Below are 15041 nucleotides of genomic sequence, written 5' to 3'. Positions count from 1 at the left end.
CGTTGCCGTTGCCGTCGTCCTGGCCTCGGCGGAGGTCGACGAGGTCGCGGAGGGTGATGTGCAGGTTGACGTGCGGCTTCTCCCCGCCTTCGGTGGGTCGGTTGCTGGAGGCGAGGTAGCGGTCGAGGATGTGCCCGAAGGCGTCGGCTCTGCGCCGGCGGGGCTGCGTTCGTCGGGGGTGCCGTCGGCGGCCGGGCGGGGTTCGGTCAACGGTGACAGGGCGGTGAGCAGTTTTTCTCCGGTGATGGCGTCGAGATCCATCTTCGCCACGAGACGTCCGTTGAGGGTGGTGGAGGCGAAGAGTTCGTTGCGGTCGGTGTCGTCGGGTGGTTTCTTGGTGCCGTAGGTGTCTTCGAGTTTGGTGATCGCTGCGCGTAGTGGGCCGGTGCGGGCTCCGGGTCCGGTGGCGGCGGTCAGCAATGCTGCTCTGGCAATGTCCTGGCCTTCTTGGGGGAGGTTCTTCGGTGGTGTTTCGGCGAAGGCGAGGATCAGGGCGGCATGGTCGATGGAGATGCTGCCGGTGTTGACGGCGTCGGCGATGTCGGGGAAGTTCTTCAGTCCGCGGGCGAGGGCGACGATCTTGGTGGCTTTACCGGGGGAGAGCAGGGTGGTGGAGGTGAGCCACCCGGCAGGTCCGGGGAAGCCGAGCTTCTCGCGGGAGACGCGGGTGTCGATTTCGGCAACGAGAGCAATGCGGTGGGCTTCGAGGAGTTGGATCTGGTGGGAGGCCGCGGTGGCGGCAGCGAGAAGCTCGCTTTCGCTCAGTTGCCAGATCGCGGTGGTCATGGCGATAAGTGTATCGAACGCCTGTTCGATAAGCAATGATAGTCGAATCGAAAACTATTGCCTTACATAAGGATTCGAGAAAGCAAACCTGTCAGTGGGGTGTGTTAACAGCCACGTCGAGAGTCGGAGATTTTCACGCTTCCTCGGGATCCCAGCTGACCGGACCGCGCAGACGTACCGTCGCATCGCTGTAGGGATCGAAATTCGACCTCGAAGTCGACGTACTCGGGGGCCGTACCGAACCGGGCTTCGAGGTCTGTGGACCGTTCGTGGTCTTCACGCGCGTCAACTCGCGTCGCATCGTCGCGGGCCAGATCTCGAAGAGATAGTCCTCGACCGGTTCGCTCACGTCCGAATCCCGATGGGTACCTCTACCTATCGAACTCACGCGAACTCCCAGAAAGCCGCTCACGGGCGGCGAGACCGTAGTCGCGTCCGTACCTACGTACCCCAGCGCGGAGACGAAAGTTAGCGTCGCGTCCACGGCTATCGAGACCTCGGCCGCGTCCTCCCACGACCCGTCGATTTCGACTGCTGGTGCTTGCGCTAGGACGTCGACGGCAACGCGAACGGGCCCCGATGCAATTCCCGTGTGGACGTGAATGCAGTTGTCGGAGGCGTCGATCAGCTCGCCGAGGGCGCCCGGGGGCACCGGCTCACTGTGCGCCGCTGCAAGCGAGAACAGGTGGTAATCGACATCGACGGTCGTCCAGGTGGTCATGGCCGATTCTGGCCACAGACCCCTACCGCTGTCGAGTCTTTCGCAACCACCACAGTCCCGCGATGGGGAGCACCACCGGGATGAAGACGTAGCCGGATCCGAAGTGCGACCACACCGTCGGCTCCGGGAAATCCTGGGGCTGGATGTAGCTCAGGGTGCCGATACCGATGACTCCGACGAGTTCGATGATGCAGGACACCGTCACCACGCGTCGGGATGCTTCGGTTGCCCTCGCCAGTCCCACCGTCGCGATGATGTAGACCACCGCAGCGAAGGCCGACAGGAGGTACGCCACCGGTGCGTTGTCGAATCGGGTGGTGAGCTGCACTATCGAGCGCGATGTCGCGGCAACGGCGAACACCGCATAGACGGCGATGAGAAAGCGCCCGAAGCCGGTGCGCGTAGCTTGCTGGAGGTTGTCAGGCATATCCGGCCCAAATCTGGCTCAGGCGCAGCACCATGGCTGCGAGGGTGAGGACGGCGACGAGCAGCACCGCTGTGCCGCCGCGGGAACGGTCGCCCAGGGACCACCACGTTCCCAATGGAAGCAGGAACAGCAGTCCGACGAGATAAGAGCCGAACGTCAACCGGTGTATCTCGCGATCCGAGGTGAACATCATGACGAACCCGATCACGGCCTGAAGCGCTACGACGGCCTCGGTGGCTGCGATCGTCCAGAACAGTGCTCGGTCGGCCTTGTTCTTCAACAGAACGGGCCGGTTCGTGGCGAGCTTCACGAGCACCCAGATGCCCACTACCAGGGACAACGCGTACAACAAGCCGGTGACGGCGCCGATCATCGTGTTCCTCGTCCTGCTCGCAATGGATGGGTGGACCGGCCTTCACAGTAGCCGCGTAACACCACGTCAACACTGTGAGGCCCTCGAAACACGACGTTGTTCCGAGCGTGACCAACCGGAAATGGATGGGGCTTGTACTTGTCCCATGGCCGAAGAGGATCTGCTCTTTCGCCGGACATGACCTCTCTTCCTCAGGTGGCCATCGACGCCCACCGCATCTCGAGTAGTTGCCCACTGCATTCAGCCAGTTCTGCGAACCTCAGGAGACACCAGTGTCAGACCTCGACCAGTCCATCGCCGAGAACATCAAGAAGTCCCTCGAAGAGATCCCGCACCCGTCACTTCCCAAGGGCAGCAACATCTACGGTTCCACCAAGATCTTCCCCGACTACAAGGCCGAGAACGGCGAAAGCTACTTCACGCTGGTGCACGGCATCGCCCACGAGTCCTCGGTATCGTTCGTCGCGGTACTCCAGGCGACGCGGGCCCTGCGTAAGGGCTTCGAGTCGGCCATGTACTTCTACGGCCCCGGTGCCATCAATTGCCTTGCCACTCGCGGATTTCCGACCACCGGCGACTCCGGCTTCCCGGGCGAGCAGAACATCAACGATTCCCTTGCGACGTTCATCGCCGAGGGCGGCACGGTGTTCTGCTGCCGCTTCGGGCTGGCTCTGCACGGCGGTCGTGAAGAGGACCTCATCGAAGGTGTCATCCCAGCCCACCCCCTCGACGTGCAGGACGCGCTGATCCACTACGCGCGCAAGGGTGCCATCATCAACTCGACCTACATGGTCTAGGAGCGAACCATGTCGGTCAGTACGCGTGTAGATCTGGCGTTGCTCGGAATCCGAGGATCCACGCCGGTCTCGAGAACGGCAGGCGCCGGGCCGAGCGACGACGGGCATGTCACCATCGATGGCCTCGGCGCAGCCATCCCCCGCAATCCGCTCAGCCCGTATGTTCTCGAAGAGGGCCGAGTGTTGTTCGACGGCAACGACATCGGTCTCGATGTTCAGGCTGTCGACCGTCCGAAATTCTACGATCTCGCCACCGCCGACGGGATCGCCTACGAAAAGATCGCCAAGCTCCACGGCTCCAGCGTTCTCGCTACGACCGTGGTGCAGACGTGCATCCGTTACGACGCCGACCAGCGGTGCCGGTTCTGCTCCATCGAGGCCTCGCTCGAGGCAGGCGACACCATCGCCGTCAAGACCCCGGCGCAACTGGCCGAGGTGGCAGAGGCGGCGGTACGGCTCGACGGTGTCACCCAAATGGTCATGACCACAGGCACTTCCGCCGCGAAGGATCGCGGTGCCCGTCATCTGGCCCGATGTGTGCGCGCCATCAAGGCCGTGGTTCCCGATCTGCCGATTCAGGTGCAGTGCGAACCTCCGGGCGACCTGCAGACGATTCAGGACCTGTACGACGCCGGGGCCGAATCCATCGGCATCCACGTCGAATCTCTGGACGACGACGTTCGACGCAGGTGGATGCCGGGCAAGGCCTCGGTCTCGATGGACGAGTACCGCGCGGCCTGGAGAGAGGCAGTCCGGATCTTCGGACGCAACCAGGTCTCGACGTACATTCTGGTCGGGCTCGGCGAGGATCCGGACGAATTGGTTTCCGGGGCAGCGGAACTCATCGAGATGGGTGTGTATCCCTTCGTCGTTCCGTTTCGTCCGCTTGCCGGCACGTTGGCAGTCGACGTCGATCGTGCGACGGCTCCGGACCGGGACGTACTCGAAAGCGTCACCCGACGCGTCGCCAAGGAGCTCCAGGCAGCAGCGATGCTCGGCTCCGAGCAGAAGGCAGGCTGCGCGGCATGTGGTGCGTGCAGCGTCCTGCAGAATGCGGGAGGCTGAGATGTACGGGGTGGACGCGCAGGATCTTGCCGGATTGTCGGGCGCTGCAACCACTGTCGTCGAACCCAGGTTCATCGTGCAACCGTGCGGAGGCGCAGCGCAGCTGGACGCCTATCGTGCGCTCAGGAGAGCGACCTTCGTTGCCGAACAGGGCCTGTTCTCCGGCACCGATCACGACGACGTCGACGACGATCCGCGAGCAGTCGTTCTGGTCGCCACCGACCGGGACGGCACTGTGCTCGGTGGAGTACGCCTGGCTCCCTGCACCGCAACGGATCTAGGATGGTGGGCCGGTAGTCGCCTGGTGGTGTCTGCTTCGGCGCGTACCTCCGGTGTCGGTCCTGCACTGGTTCGCGCAGCCTGTGCGCATGCCGAGAGCCGAGGTGTACTTCGGTTCGATGCAACGGTGCAGAAGCGCAACGAGAGACTGTTCACCGGTCTCGGGTGGATCAGACGCGGCGACGTCGAGGTGGCCGGTACCCCGCATGTGGCGATGCACTGGCCCATCGACCGAATCGAACGGCTGGTGTCGTCGACCAAAGCGATGCTCGCAGGAGTGCTCGCACCCCTGAGGGCACAGCCGCTCGGGCTCGGGGCCAAAGGCTTTCGAGGCGACGACGGGGTGCCGGTACCGGGCAGCGACATGATCGCAGCGTGCGACGCAATCATTCCCTCGATGGTCGATCGTGACCCGGAGTGGGCCGGGTGGTGCGCTGCCCTGGTGAACTTGAACGACCTCTCTGCCATGGGGGCCCGAGCCGTCGGCATGCTCGATTCCGTCGGCGCACCCACACAGTCCCGACTGACTCGCATCATTCGCGGACTCGCCAATGCCTCTGCGGCATGGCAGGTCCCGGTACTCGGTGGCCATACCCAGGCCGGGGTGCCGTCCTCACTGTCGGTCACTGCTCTGGGGCGCACAGCCAGCCCGGTGCGGGCCGGCGGCGGCAACGTCGGCGACCGGCTGACGCTCACCGCCGATATCGAAGGCGAATGGCGACGCGGATACTCCGGTCAGCAATGGGATTCGTCCTCGCGACGCAACACCGAGGAACTGACAGCAATGGCGTCGTTCGTTGCCCGAACCGCGCCCAAAGCAGCCAAGGACGTCTCGATGGCCGGCCTGGCAGGCACTACCGGGATGCTGGCCGAGGCAAGCGGAACCGGTGCCGTACTGGACATCTCCTCGATCCCGAAGCCCGACGCTGCGTCGATGGGCGAGTGGATCACGTGTTTTCCTGGGTTCGCGATGATCACCGCGGACCGTCCCGGTGCACCAGTTGCACCGTCCGGACCTGCACTGTCCGCTGTCTGCGGAGAGCTCACCGATATTCCGGGCGTCGCGCTGCGATGGCCCGACGGAATCACCACTCGCGCGGTCACGTCCACCGTGACCGGATTGGGAGAAGCATGAACGCCATCACCATCTCCGTTGCCGCAGCCGAATTCGGGCGCGACATGGAACAGAGCTACGCCACCATCGCCGCGTTGCTCGAGGAAGCGCGCAATCGCGGCAGCCAACTGCTCGTCCTGCCCGAAGCCTGCCTCGGCGGTTACCTGCCCAGCCTCGGTGGAGGCGACGAGACCGAGGAATCACGGCAGCGTCGCTTGAAGGCACTGCCTCCCGCCCTCGAACTCGACGGACCCGAGATCAGACGCGTCATCGACATGGCGGGTGACACCGTCATCACCTTCGGCTTCTGCGAGAAGGACGGCGACACCCGCTACAACGCCGCAGTGACGGTCGACGGCAGCGGAATCCTCGGCTCGTACCGCAAGGTGCACCAGCCGCTCGGTGAAAACCTTTGCTACGACGCGGGAGACAGCTACTCCGCCTTCGATACTCCGGTCGGCCGAATGGGCATGCAGATCTGCTACGACAAGGGATTCCCCGAAGCTGCCCGCGAGCTTGCCCTCGACGGTGCCGAGATCGTCGCCTCCATCTCCGCATGGCCGACGGCACGGACCGCGACCGTGGAGAACATGGAGGAGGACCGCTGGAAGCAGCGCTTCGACATCTACGACCGCGCTCGTGCGCTCGAGAACCAGATAATCTGGGTCGCGGCGAATCAGGCCGGTACCTTCGGATCCTTACGATTCGTCTGCAGTGCCAAGATCGTCGGGCCCGGCGGGGAGATTCTGGCCGGCACCGGCGTCGAGCCGGGACTGGCGACGGCCACCGTCGACGTCGATGCACTGATCGGGGCGGCACGTGGCGGCGGTATGTACAACCTGCGTGATCGCCGGCCGTCGGTCTATCGGACCATCACCAAGGAGCCGGTCCATGCCTGAGATGTCGTTCGTCGTTCGTTGGCCCGATGGGCGCGAACAGTCTTGCTATTCACCGTCGCTGGTGATGCACGATTACCTGACGCCCGGTGCGGAGTACACGGTCCAGGACTTCGTCGAGCGCACGTCCGAGGCGCTGACGGTGGCGAGTGATCGAGTACTGGCGAAGTTCGGTATGCGGTGCACCTCGGCGGCGCAGCAGATGGAAGAGATTCACGGCGTCAGCGCTTCGTACCGGGCCGGTGCCGTTCGCGTACTGAGCATGTCGGGAGCTGAATTGCTATGAATCCGAACAGTGTGACAGAGCACCACACCGTGATCGTCATCGGCGGCGGCCAAGCGGGGCTGTCCATCAGCTGGCATCTGACGCAGCGCGGCGTCGAACATGTTGTGTTGGAACGTGACACGATTGCACACGAGTGGAAGGACTCCCGCTGGGACAACTTCACCCTCGTGACGCCGAACTGGCAATGCGCGCTGCCCGGGTACTCCTACGATGGTGACGATCCCGACGGATTCATGCAGCGCGACGAGGTGTACGCCTTCGTGCGTCGTTACGCCGAGAGCTTCGATGCACCCGTGCGAGAGCATGTTTCGGTAGATCAGGCCTTGCAGTCAGCGGCCGAGAATGGTCATTCCGCAGGCTCCACTCCTGCAGGTGGTTTCGACCTCCAGACCTCTGCCGGACCGATGCATGCCGACCAGATCGTCGTTGCGGTCGGCGGCTACCACATCCCCACCATTCCGCGATTCGCCGAGAAGCTTCCACGGGACATCGTCCAGATCCACTCCTCCGAATACCGCGGCTCGCATCAGTTCCCGGACGGGGACGTCTTGGTCGTCGGCACCGGCCAGTCCGGCGCGCAGATCGCCGAAGACCTGCACCTCGACGGCCGCCGCGTTCACCTGGTCGCCGGTACCGCTCCCCGTGTCGCGCGTTTCTATCGTGGCCGAGACTGTGTCGCCTGGCTGCACGACATGGGCGTCTACGATGTCTCCATCGAAGATCAACCCGGTGGCGTCGGCAAACGCGAGAACACGAACCATTACGTCACCGGACGTGACGGTGGTCGAGACATCGACCTGCGTGCATTCGCCACCGAAGGCATGCAGCTCTACGGCCGCCTGCTCGGAGTGGAGGACGGCGTGCTGCAGTTCGCGCCCACGCTCGAGGCGTCCCTCGATGCTGCGGATCGTGTTGCCGAAAGCATCAAGGACAACATCGACGCGTACATCGAGCGCGAGGGCATCAGCGCGCCCACCGAGGAGCGCTACGTACCGGTGTGGCGTCCCGAAGCCGAGACCACCGAACTGGATCTCGCTACCTCCGACGTCACGGCCGTCGTGTGGTCGGTGGGCTTCCGCACCGACTATCGGTGGCTGAAGGTCGGGGCCTTCGACGGGGAGGGCCACCCGACGCACAACCGAGGCGTCACCTCGGTCTCCGGCCTGTACTTCCTCGGCCTGCCGTGGCAGCACACCTGGGGCTCGGGTCGTTTCGCTTCGGTGGCCCGAGATGCCGCGTTCCTGGCGGATCAGATCGGTCTCGAGATCAGTGCCGCACAACCCCAGAGTCAGATGGTCTGAGCTGACGTGGCCCCCATCAAGATCGGCGCGCTGGCAGCGCATTTCGGCAGAGATGTCGAGCGGGCCGTACTGAAGATCACCACGATCATGTCCAGTGCGGCCCGAGAGGGTATCGATCTCCTGGTGCTGCCCGACGCCTCCCTCGGGGGCTACATCGACAGTCTGAGCAATCCGGATCCCGCGGAGTTGCCGCCGACGCTCGATCCGGACGGTCCCGAGCTGGCCGCGATCATCGCGGCGGCAGGGGACATGACGGTCTGCATCGGCTACACCGAGTTGTCGAAAGGCCTGCGGTACAACGCTGCAGCATGCCTGACCGGCGACGGGATTCTCGGCAGTCACCGCAAGGTGCATCAGCCACTCGGAGAATCCTTGGCCTATGCCGCCGGCGATCGGTTCGAGGCCTTCGACACCCCTGTCGGACGGATGGGCATGCTGATCGATTACGACAAGACGTTTCCGGAATCGGCGCGCGCGTTGGCGCTCGACGGAGCGAGAATCATTGCCGCACTGTCGGCGTGGCCCGCCAGTGTGACCGATCGGGCGTCCTCGCTGCCGAACGACCGGCAGTCCCGGCTGTTCGATCTGTACGACGCCGCCAGGGCCGCGGAGAATCAGGTGGTGCTGGTGTCGTCGAACCAGACCGGGGTGATGGGGTCGTTACGCTTCCTGGGGCAAGCGAAGATTGTCGGACCCGGCGGTGACGTCCTGGCGAAAACGTGGTCCAAAGGCGGCCTGGCCGTGCACGAGATCGATGTCGACGCCGAGGTGGACCGGGCCCGAAGAGGGCTGCACCACCTCGCCGAACGTCGCGTCGACGCCTACCCCAATTTGCTGCAGGAGAAGCCGGGCCAGTGAAGATCGCGCTCTTGACCTACTCGTCCAAACCGCGTGGCGGCGTGGTACATACGCTGGCCTTGGCCGAGGCGTTGGCGCGCTCCGGGCAGGACGTCTCGGTGTGGTCTCTCGGCCGCGGCGGCGACAGTGAGTTCTTTCGTACGGTCGACCCGGCCGTCACCGTGCGGATGGTGCCGTTTCCTCAGCGGGAGAACGAGAGTGTCGGTCAGCGGATACTGCGGTCGATAGACGTTCTGCGACAGGCGTTCACACCGGAGCAATACGACATCGTCCACGCTCAGGACTGCATCTCCGCAAACGCCGTCGATCGCTGTGTCAGGACCATCCATCACCTCGACGAGTTCACCACGCCCGAACTGGCGGCGTGTCACGAACGCGCGATCACCGCGCCCTACGCGCGCATCTGTGTATCGGCAGCGGTGGCAAGCGATGTTCGCCGCGGATGGGGACTCGAACCCACGGTCATCCCCAACGGCGTCGATGCCGAGAGATTCACTGCCGCTGCGCAGTCCGGTCGAACGCACTGGCGTGACAAGCTCGGCCGATATGTGCTCGCAATCGGCGGTATCGAACCACGCAAGGGCAGTCTCGATCTGCTCGACGCCTTCGCCGGGCTGTCCGAGCGAAACGTGCAACTTGTGTTCGCCGGCGGGGAGACGCTGTTCGACTATCGGGACTACCGGGCGGAATTCGACCGTCGTGCAGCAGAACTCGGCATCGAGCCGGTGATACTGGGAACCGTCGACGACGAGGAACTGCCGCACCTCGTGGCGCAGTCCGGAGTGCTGCCGTTCGTCTCCACGAAGGAGGGCTTCGGCCTGGCCGCCATGGAGGCGCTCGCCGCGTCGATTCCGGTGGTGGCGCGTGATCTGCCGGTGCTACGAGAAGTGTTCGGAGACAGCGTGACCTACGCATCGTCGGTGGATGCCATGTCGAGCGAGTTGGACCGTGCGTTGCACGAGCCGCGGGATCCACTACCGGGGCTGATGCTGGCGCGCAGCCTCACCTGGGACGAGGCTGCGCGTCGACACCTGGGGTTCTACTCCTCGCTCTTGTGACCGCCCCGTTTGTTGCGGCGGAGCGCATGCGGCTTGAGCTTGTGAAAACCCTTGACCCTCAGTGAGCGAATCGATTTCAGGTAGAACTCGGAATCGTGGCGCAGTTCCTCGGTCATGACGGTATCGACCAGGGTCGTGCCGGGATTGGCGGAGCTCGTCAGCCGCGCGGCAATGTTGACCACCGAGCCGTACAGATCGCCGTACCGGGCCAGTACCGGTCCCCAGGCCAGTCCGACCCGCAGATCCGGCATGTCCTCCTGCTCGTCGAACGCGTCCTGCAGGTCGAGGGCGATGTGGGCGGCATCCTCGGGTGTCTGCGCGCTGAACATCACCTCGTCGCCGACGTTCTTGATCACCGAACCACGTCCGCGGGCAATGATATTGGTGGCCAGCGACTCGAACTCCTCGAGCAGAGTGGTCAACTCACCGATGTCCAGCCGACGCGTCAAACTGGTGTAGCCCACCATGTCGGCGAACCCGACGGCCATCGTGGGACTGTCGGTGGCGTCGTCGGGAGCGGCGATGGATCGACCGGCGGCTGCGGCCAGGTGCCGACGCCAGGTGTATCCCTGAAGTGCCTCGAGGGTGGGGACGGTTTCTGCCGCGATCGCTCGGGCGTTACGCCGAATCGCGTCGATGTCGTTCTTGTCTTCGTCGCTGTCGATGATGCGCTCGAGTATGTGAGAGTTCACAACGCCCACTTGCCATTCCGCGAGCCTGGACATGGATTGCCCAAGTGTCCGCGCGATCGCGACCTCCATCTCGGGCTTGATCACCTTCTGTGCGGTGAGTGCAGTGATCAGCTTCAGAGCCTCGAGATCGGCGTCGGTGTAGACGAGTGCCTCGGTGTCGGTGTGGATGGGGAAGCCCATCCCGATCCACAGGGCAATGACTCGCTCGAGTGGAATGCCGGACTTCTCGACGATGTCCGCACGGTTGTACTTGGGCTCGCCGCCCAATAGATTCCGCTCGATTTCCGTCTGCACTACCGAGTTGATCTGGTTCTCAGGCATATCCCAACGTTCTGTCGAAATAGGAACGAACATCGGCCACGTACTCGTCGATCTTTTCGGGCTCCCAGTCCGTGGTGGGAATGGGCTCGCCGACGGTGACCTTGACCGTACCGGAGTGGACGGTGAAATCCTTTTTCCACATCACGTCACCCGCATTGTGGATGACGATGGGCACGATGGGCACACCTGCTTGCATAGCCAGGTGGAAGCCGCCCTTCTTGAATCGGCCGAGACGTGACGTCGGCATGCGCGTCCCCTCGGGTGCGATGGCGACGGAGATACCGCTGTGGAGCTTGTCGATCGCGGGTCTCATCGCCTCGCGCGCTTGTGAGGGGTCACCACGATCGACGTAGGCGACGTCGAAGATCCTGCCCAGCAGTGCGAATCGCGGGTCGCGTTCGAGTTCGCGTTTCGCCACAGCGGTGATGTCTCGCCGGAGGATGGACGTGACGATGATCGAGTCGGCAGTGCTCTGGTGGTTGAACATGAAGACGGCCGGGCGGGCAGACCAGGCATTTTCCGTGCCGGTGACGTCGAGCTTCACGCCGGCCAGAGTGAGCGCGATGTCCGGCGCGATGGTGCTGGTGATGTTGGCACCGGTGCGGCGACTCCGCGTCAGAATCCCCAGGCCCAGTCCGATCGACGCGCTTGCGAGCACCGATCCGAGCGCCGCTGTGCTGCGTACGGCCGACGTGATGTCCGTGCCGCGCTTCGGGCTTTCCAACGTCAGTGCAGGCCACTTCTTCTTGGCGGCATAGCGCGCGAGATCGGGGTCTGGGTTGAGGGCGACGGGTCGTCCCACGGCCTCGAGCAGTGGCACGTCCTCGCCACCGTTGGAGTAGGCGAAGCAGCCCGCCAAGGCGATGCCTTCACGGTCGGCGTAGTCGATGGCTGCCTGCGCCTTGCGCGGCCCCCACAACGAGTCGCCGACGAGTTCGCCGGTGAGGATTCCGTCGGTGACGACGGGGGTGGTGCACAGCAATTCCTCGAACATCATGTCCTGCTGCACCGGCAGTGCCTGGTACGGCGTGGCCGAGGTGGCCATCACCAGGCGATGCCCGGCATGCCGGTGAGCCTCGACGAGGGCACGAGCCTGCGGGTAGATCATCGGCGCAATCTCGTTGCGGAACAGCGTGTATGCCTGTTCCATCAGATCGTCCTCCCGGCGGCCCTCCAGGCCGCGGACGGCCTTGCCCATCAGGTTGTCGACGGGGGAGTTGCGCATCCGCATCTCGACGACGGCACTGGAGATCTCCCACAGCTCCTTCACCGTCACGTCGAGGGTTTTGAGACGTTCGAGAAACACTGCGCGGGCGGAGAATCCGTTGATCAGGGTGCCGTCGAGATCGAAGAATGCCACGGTGTCTCGGCCCGGTGGTGCGGCGGCGATCGCGATCAGTCGATCGTCGAACTCGGTCATGAATTGTTCTCCTCGGGGGCCGAGATCGGTTCTACCGCACGCAGCATCTGGTGGGCCATGTCTCGGATCGTGCGAACCTTGCGGGCCCACTCGTCGATCTCGAGCGCAAAGTCTCTGCGCCGGCGCGCGACACCGTCGGAGCCGGAGTCGACGAGATCCCGGTTCTCTGCCAATTGCAGTGCAGTATCGAACAACTCGCCGGAAATGGACTCGCTGTGATCGAGTTGCTGACGCAGTCGCCTGGCCTGAGCGGCACCGAGGCACTCCGCGATGAACTTGGGCTTGTCGAACTCGCCGCTCTGCGGCAGCAGCATGAGCTGATCTGCCACTACCTGGTACGCCTCGAAGATCGGCTGCAATACGCGGTGCGCCAGGTGCAGATCCTGTGACTGCAGTTGGTGCGCAGCATAATCGGGGTCGCTGATCTTGGTTCGCCAGTCCGGATCGATCAGGTCGACCTCGGATTCCAGCCTCTGCCCGAAGTCCTTCTTGTCGCCGAAGAAGAACTCGAACTTGAGTAGATCTCGCAATTGCAGCGCCGACTGCCACAGCGACTCCTGCGTCAGAGGTGCCGAATCGCCGCTGGTCGGCAGCACCACCAGTTCTCCGATGGCACGCATGACGAAGAAGTGAATTGCGTTGTTACGGAAGAATGCTGCAACCAGATGCTTGTCCTGCGCCAGATAGAACAGTGGCTCGGGACCATCGTCGAAACGCTTGACCACGTTGGCGTTGACCTGAGCGACGACGGCCGATCGCACCACATCGACGTCGGCGATGTCGACGCCGCCCGCGGTGGGCAGGTTGCGGCGTTTGATGTAGCGGGCGAGCGGGGCGATGATGGCCCACATCTCGTTGACGTTGAGTGCGCGATCCTCGATGCCCAGCAGTGCCATCGTGACCAAAGCCGCCGGAGTCACCGGTGTTGCGTCGTTGATCGCGTGAGAGACGCCGAGTGCGATCTTCTGAACCGCGACACGCTTGTCGGTGTTCTCGGCGACGATCGACGCCACCGACATCGGTTCGCCGAAGTTCAGATACACGTTGCCGCGCAACGTGCCCTGCGCACGGATGTACCCGATGGCCATCCGAATGCCCTCGGCCTGCTTCTTTGCCCCGTGCGATTCCTCGGCCATCGCGCCGACCTCGTGCAGGCGGTCGTAGGTGATGGACGTCGGAACCAGATAGACGTCCTCTGCGTCGCTCGACTCCAGGGCGTCGACCAGATAGGTGAGCAGGCCGAACCTCGGCGGGCGAAGCTTCCCGGTGCGGCTGCGTCCGCCCTCGATGTACCACTCGAGGTTGAACCGCTTGCTGAGCAGAAAACTCATGTACTGACGCAGCGTCCACTTGTAGATCGCGTCGGAGAACTTTCGCTGAATGAGCACGACGCCACTGCGTTTGGCGATCGGACCCAACGGCCAGAAGCCGACGTTGATGCCGCCCATGACGTGATTGAGCGGTAGACCCTCGGCCAGCAGCGCCGGGCGTAGCACGAGCGGGTCGAGGTAGGAACGGTGATTGGGTAGGAACACCAACGGATAGTTCTTGTTGAGTTCGCGGACTTTCTGCAGCTGATCGCGATCGACGTCGACCTTGTACGCCCGCGAGAAATATGCCCCGAGGGTGCCCCACATCTCCACTGCCCGGCGGGTCTCGGTTGCGACCATCTCACCGAGGATGTCGTTGACGCGCTTGTCGACTGCGTCGCGGTCCTGACCGACCTCGTCCGCGAGCGCGGTGATGCCGTCGTGGAACTTCTTCTGCTCCGTCATGTCCTCGACGACGAATCGCGGGATCTTGTACTCGGAGCCGATGACGCCACGCTCGGCCTTGTCCAACGCCAGACTGGCCTGGCGCAGGATGAACGACGAGAGCGAGGTGCCGCCGCCCCGCTCGAACCGATCCTGCAGATCACGGAGGGTCGCGGGCTCGCCGACCAACACCGCCGAATGATCGGGATCGTCGTTCGCCACCCACCGCTGCCATACCTGGGTGGGCTTCGATCGACCGCGCGGAGCGAAGATGCGGTGGAGAATGCCGTTCTTACGATCGGACAACGTCACGCGCAACGGAATGAGGAGCGGATCGTCGGCGTACCCGCGAACACTCTCCGCCAGTGAGGTTCTCGCTTCACCGGACAACACGACCGACGGCGGCCTCGGCTCGCCGTCGGGAGTGGTCGCATCGATCCACTGATTCAGAGCCTGAACCTCGAGGGTGGATTTGGCGTCGAGCAAATACACGTGCGGACCGTCGCTGAGCGATTGTTCGTCCGCGTCGAGGTGGTACATCGAGGCTCCTGTTCCGTACCCATACAAGAAGGCACGGTCGCCAGGCTACGCGGGAGATACCGGCCGCGAGGGCGGTTCGGTGAGGTCGTAACGGGACGAAATATCTCGACGCCGCGCACGGCTACTCGCGGGTACCTGGCCGGTAGTCGATGTGACGTTCAGTGCTCTGGAGTGGAGCCTGCGGAACGATCGCAAGCACTTGTCGGGGGTCAATGTCACGTCGAGTGGACTCGGCGGGCGTTCGGAAATGCCGTCGTATAGAGTGAGGTTATCGGCCTTCTCGGCCACCCAAATCTAAGTGTTAATCCAAGTAACAGTTACTTGCGGTTACAGTTACTTGGATTAACAGATAC

The 15041-nt window shown here is 63.7% G+C and carries 14 protein-coding genes and 1 pseudogene; 8 read left to right on the top strand and 7 right to left on the bottom strand.

The features are described 5' to 3' along the window. Positions 1-216: 216 nt before the first annotated feature. From ACQR3T_RS08725 to ACQR3T_RS08710, 4 genes and pseudogenes are all read right to left on the bottom strand, one after another. Positions 217-786, bottom strand: a pseudogene (locus ACQR3T_RS08725) (DUF222 domain-containing protein); the annotation flags it as partial. Positions 787-919: 133 nt separating this feature from the next. Continuing rightward, positions 920-1507 (bottom strand): hypothetical protein, encoded by a 588-nt coding sequence (locus tag ACQR3T_RS08720; protein ID WP_428693133.1) that lies wholly within the window; start codon positions 1505-1507, stop codon positions 920-922. 22 nt (positions 1508-1529) lie between these two features. Continuing rightward, on the bottom strand, positions 1530-1934 hold the full coding sequence (locus ACQR3T_RS08715) for a hypothetical protein (RefSeq protein WP_032378551.1): 405 nt from the start codon (positions 1932-1934) through the stop codon (positions 1530-1532). Continuing rightward, a complete protein-coding gene (locus ACQR3T_RS08710) occupies positions 1927-2307 on the bottom strand; it encodes a hypothetical protein (protein WP_032378550.1) in 381 nt (126 codons plus the stop codon). The genes ACQR3T_RS08715 and ACQR3T_RS08710 overlap by 8 nt, the downstream gene beginning before the upstream one ends. 272 nt (positions 2308-2579) lie before the next feature. Here ACQR3T_RS08710 and ACQR3T_RS08705 point away from each other — a divergent pair, with 272 nt between their 5' ends. The 8 genes from ACQR3T_RS08705 to ACQR3T_RS08670 are packed head-to-tail and all read left to right on the top strand — an operon-like array spanning position 2580 to position 9961. After that, complete coding sequence (locus tag ACQR3T_RS08705; protein ID WP_027495238.1) at positions 2580-3104, top strand: MSMEG_0572/Sll0783 family nitrogen starvation response protein; 525 nt, start codon at positions 2580-2582, stop codon at positions 3102-3104. Positions 3105-3113: 9 nt separating this feature from the next. Further along, positions 3114-4169 carry an MSMEG_0568 family radical SAM protein gene (locus tag ACQR3T_RS08700; protein WP_428693132.1) on the top strand — a complete coding sequence of 352 codons (1056 nt, stop codon included), beginning with the start codon at positions 3114-3116 and terminating at the stop codon, positions 4167-4169. Then, positions 4156-5583, top strand: a complete 1428-nt coding sequence (locus tag ACQR3T_RS08695; protein ID WP_428693131.1) for an MSMEG_0567/sll0787 family protein — start codon at positions 4156-4158, stop codon at positions 5581-5583. The genes ACQR3T_RS08700 and ACQR3T_RS08695 overlap by 14 nt, the downstream gene beginning before the upstream one ends. Continuing rightward, positions 5580-6461 carry a carbon-nitrogen hydrolase family protein gene (locus tag ACQR3T_RS08690; protein ID WP_032378548.1) on the top strand — a complete coding sequence of 294 codons (882 nt, stop codon included), beginning with the start codon at positions 5580-5582 and terminating at the stop codon, positions 6459-6461. The genes ACQR3T_RS08695 and ACQR3T_RS08690 overlap by 4 nt, the downstream gene beginning before the upstream one ends. Further along, positions 6454-6744, top strand: a complete 291-nt coding sequence (locus ACQR3T_RS08685; RefSeq protein ID WP_037172524.1) for an MSMEG_0570 family nitrogen starvation response protein — start codon at positions 6454-6456, stop codon at positions 6742-6744. The genes ACQR3T_RS08690 and ACQR3T_RS08685 overlap by 8 nt, the downstream gene beginning before the upstream one ends. A gap of 11 nt (positions 6745-6755) precedes the next feature. Then, a complete protein-coding gene (locus tag ACQR3T_RS08680) occupies positions 6756-8045 on the top strand; it encodes an MSMEG_0569 family flavin-dependent oxidoreductase (RefSeq protein WP_032379371.1) in 1290 nt (429 codons plus the stop codon). A gap of 6 nt (positions 8046-8051) precedes the next feature. Continuing rightward, positions 8052-8903 (top strand): carbon-nitrogen hydrolase family protein, encoded by an 852-nt coding sequence (locus tag ACQR3T_RS08675; RefSeq protein WP_428693130.1) that lies wholly within the window; start codon positions 8052-8054, stop codon positions 8901-8903. After that, entirely contained in the window at positions 8900-9961 is a 1062-nt protein-coding gene (locus ACQR3T_RS08670) for an MSMEG_0565 family glycosyltransferase (RefSeq protein WP_428693129.1), read from the top strand. Before ACQR3T_RS08675 ends, ACQR3T_RS08670 begins: the two co-directional genes overlap by 4 nt. Here the strand turns inward: ACQR3T_RS08670 and ACQR3T_RS08665 are convergent. From ACQR3T_RS08665 to ACQR3T_RS08655, 3 genes are read right to left on the bottom strand one after another with little or no spacing between them, the layout of a single operon-like run. Then, on the bottom strand, positions 9943-10974 hold the full coding sequence (locus ACQR3T_RS08665) for an adenylate/guanylate cyclase domain-containing protein (protein WP_032378544.1): 1032 nt from the start codon (positions 10972-10974) through the stop codon (positions 9943-9945). The genes ACQR3T_RS08670 and ACQR3T_RS08665 overlap by 19 nt on opposite strands. Continuing rightward, on the bottom strand, positions 10967-12394 hold the full coding sequence (locus tag ACQR3T_RS08660) for an HAD-IB family hydrolase (protein ID WP_428693128.1): 1428 nt from the start codon (positions 12392-12394) through the stop codon (positions 10967-10969). The genes ACQR3T_RS08665 and ACQR3T_RS08660 overlap by 8 nt, the downstream gene beginning before the upstream one ends. Next, positions 12391-14688: a glycerol-3-phosphate 1-O-acyltransferase gene (locus ACQR3T_RS08655; RefSeq protein ID WP_032402142.1), complete on the bottom strand. Its 2298-nt coding sequence runs from the start codon at positions 14686-14688 to the stop codon at positions 12391-12393. The genes ACQR3T_RS08660 and ACQR3T_RS08655 overlap by 4 nt, the downstream gene beginning before the upstream one ends. Between the last annotated feature and the right edge of the window lie 353 nt (positions 14689-15041).

The organism is Rhodococcus sp. IEGM1428, from assembly GCF_050321865.1.
Lineage (GTDB): Bacteria > Actinomycetota > Actinomycetes > Mycobacteriales > Mycobacteriaceae > Rhodococcoides.
The sequence above is the reverse complement of the archived record's forward strand: the minus strand, read 5'-3'. Positions and strand labels throughout refer to the sequence as shown.